At 68.2% G+C, this 2836-nt stretch carries 3 protein-coding genes; all 3 read left to right on the top strand.

Going from position 1 to position 2836, the window contains the following annotated elements; translation table 11 throughout:
• Positions 1-51 precede the first annotated feature (51 nt).
• The 3 genes from WMJ97_RS14880 to WMJ97_RS14870 all read left to right on the top strand — a co-directional run bounded on the left by WMJ97_RS14880 (position 52) and on the right by WMJ97_RS14870 (position 2570).
• The gene (locus tag WMJ97_RS14880) at positions 52-840 is read left to right on the top strand and encodes a helix-turn-helix transcriptional regulator (RefSeq protein WP_347349786.1); all 789 of its coding nucleotides are present in this window, start codon (positions 52-54) and stop codon (positions 838-840) included.
• A 168-nt stretch (positions 841-1008) separates the two neighbouring features.
• Positions 1009-2187 (top strand): TerC family protein, encoded by a 1179-nt coding sequence (locus WMJ97_RS14875; protein WP_347349785.1) that lies wholly within the window; start codon positions 1009-1011, stop codon positions 2185-2187.
• A gap of 29 nt (positions 2188-2216) precedes the next feature.
• A complete protein-coding gene (locus WMJ97_RS14870) occupies positions 2217-2570 on the top strand; it encodes a metallopeptidase family protein (RefSeq protein ID WP_347349784.1) in 354 nt (117 codons plus the stop codon).
• Positions 2571-2836 lie beyond the last annotated feature (266 nt).

The raw sequence follows: 2836 nt of genomic DNA, 5'->3' as shown, positions 1-2836 counted from the left end.
CCGGAGGCGGGCCCTGCAGAAACTGTCGGAGGCGGATGAGAGGGTGCGTGCATGGGGATGCTGACGACGTTGTACCGGGAGGCGCTCGCCGAGGGCCGGATGCAGCCGGAGCCGGATGAGGGTGGTCCGCTGCCGGTGTGGGAGCGGCCGGAGGACGGCCCGTTGTGGGATGACGCGACGCTCGGCGACGCGCTCCTGTCAGCGGAGCCAGGGGGTGTCCCGCTGTTGGACGTGCCGGGGCTGATCCGGCGTGTGCGGCGGCGGTTGGACGCCAGCCAGCGCGACCTGGCGGGCGTCCTGGGGGTGTCGCCGGGTGCGGTCGGCCGGTGGGAGAGAGGTTCGAGGACGCCGCCGCTCGCGCTGTTCGAGAGGCTGCTGCGCCTGGCCGGGCTCCGGATCATGGTGCTGGAGGACGAGGCGGCGCCGGCCCGTGAGAGCACGGTGGAGGGCTTCGGGGACGTGGATTCGGCGACCGATCGGGCCGGTCGGCGGTTTCCTGCGCATCTGGACGTCGCAGTCCACCACCATGCCGGATTCACGACGAGTGATGAGCCGCCTGCCGGTGCCCCGCGGCGCGAGTTGCGGGATGCCCGGCGCGGGCGTCGACCGTTGGCGGAACGGCATCCCACGGGGGAGGAGGTCCGGGAGGCGCTGGCCCGCGCCGTGGAGGAGGTTCGCGCCCGAGTGCGGGCAGCCCGCGAGCGCGTGAGGGCCGCGCGGGTGAACGAACCGGAGCCGATCTGTGAGTGCCCCCTGGAGTGCGACGAGTCGAAGTGGTGCGTGGACGACTGCCCGTGTGCCTGCGAACCGTGGGATCCAGGCTGGGCGTTCGCGAGCTAGTTGGTGGGCTTGCCAGGTTGCGTATCTCGATTTCGTGACGTTAGCATTGCGTTATTCCGCTGCGCCTTCGACCTGAAGCCAGCGGTCGCTGGACCGCCTTCCCGGCCGCCGTGAGGTGGCGAGGGAGGGCCGTCGGCGTCCGCTTGACCTATCTCGAAAGGAGCGCTGGTGGTCGTCCCCACGTTCGTTTGGATCGCCACGATCGTTGGCATCATCGGCCTGTTGGCCTTCGACTTCTTCTTCCACGTCCGCCAGGCCCACGAGCCGACCCTGCGGGAATCGGCGATCTGGTCGGCGATCTACGTCGGGATCGCGTTGCTGTTCGGTGTCGGCGTGTGGGTTTTCGGAGGCGCACAAATGGGCACCGAGTACTTCGCCGGGTACGTGACGGAGAAGGCGCTCAGCGTCGACAACCTGTTCGTATTCCTCATCATCATGAGCAGCTTCGCGGTGCCCCGGAAGGACCAGCAGAAGGTCCTCTTGTTCGGCATCGCGTTCGCGCTGATCGCGCGCAGCGTGTTCATCGCGCTCGGCGCCGCCCTGATCAACAGCTTCGCGTGGATCTTCTACATCTTCGGCATCATCCTGCTGGTGACGGCGGGCAAGCTCTTGGTCCCCGAGGACGAGGGCAGCAGCGCCGACAACGTGATGATCCGGATCGCGAAGCGCTTCCTCCGCACCTCGAACCACTACGACGGCGACAAGCTGTTCACCTACGAGAACGGACGCCGCGTCCTCACCCCGATGCTGCTCGTGATGGTCGCGATCGGCGGAACGGACATCCTGTTCGCGCTCGACTCCGTCCCCGCGATCTACGGGTTGACGACGAACGTGTTCCTGGTGTTCACGGCGACCGCGTTCAGCCTGCTGGGCCTGCGGCAGCTGTACTTCCTGATCGACGGGCTGCTCGACCGCCTCATCTACCTCAAGTACGGGCTCGCCACGATCCTGGGATTCATCGGCGTCAAGCTGATCCTGCACGCGTTGCACGAGAACAACGTCCCGTTCATCAACGACGGCGAGCACGTCAACGTGGTGGAGATCACGACCGGGCTCAGCCTGACGGTGATCATCGGCGTCCTGGCTCTCACGGTGGTCGCCTCGCTCCTCAGCCCGGCGGGCCGCGCCAAGACGTTGGTGCACGGCGTCCGGCGTCACGCCAAGGAGTACCTGGCGGTCGCGTACGACGTGGGCGATGAAGAGCGCGCCGAGATCTACGCACGCATGGTCGAGGAGGAGTCCAAGCTCGACACCCTGGCCCCGCGCTATCGCGACGAGCTCGACGAAGACGGCGTCCTGTACCTGCTGGAGAAGGCGCACGCGCGCCACGCGAAGCTGTCCGGCTGACCGCCGCGGTCGGCGACTACGGTTTCGGTATGGCCATCGACGTCCCCGACGATCAGTTCGACGCGCTCGTGCAGCAGGCGATCGACGAGATCCCCGACGAGCTGTTCGGCCTGCTCGAGAACTGCGTGATCCTCGTCGAGGACGATGCCCCGCCCGACCAGCCGACCCTGCTCGGTCTGTACGAGGGGGTCCCCATCACCGAGCGGGACTCGTCCTACATGGGTGTGTTGCCCGACCGCATCCGCATCTTTCGCAACCCGACCCTCGCCATCTGCGATTCGCTCGAGGACGTTGTGGACGAGGTGAACGTCACGGTCGTCCACGAGATCGCCCACTACTTCGGCATCGAGGACGACCGGCTGGACGAGCTCGGCTACGGCTGAGCGGGCCCGCCCGTCCGGTCGTCCGGTCGCCCGCCCGGTCGCCCGCCCCTGCCTACCAGCCGTCCGCCCGCTCGGTCCTGCGCGGGCTGGTGCGTACCCGCGTTGCGGACGCTCTGGTTTTGCTTCCGTTTTGGAAGCAGAACGAGGCATTCCGCGGCGCAGCGACGCTGCGGGTGTGGACGGGCCCGAGACGACGGGGGCGCGCGAACTGACCGGGCCGACCGGGGGCGCCTGAGCCGGCCGGGGGCGCCTGAGCCGACCGGGGG

This window comes from Nigerium sp. (assembly GCF_039811905.1).
In the GTDB taxonomy this organism is placed as follows: domain Bacteria; phylum Actinomycetota; class Actinomycetes; order Propionibacteriales; family Propionibacteriaceae; genus Propioniciclava.
The sequence above is the reverse complement of the archived record's forward strand: the minus strand, read 5'-3'. Positions and strand labels throughout refer to the sequence as shown.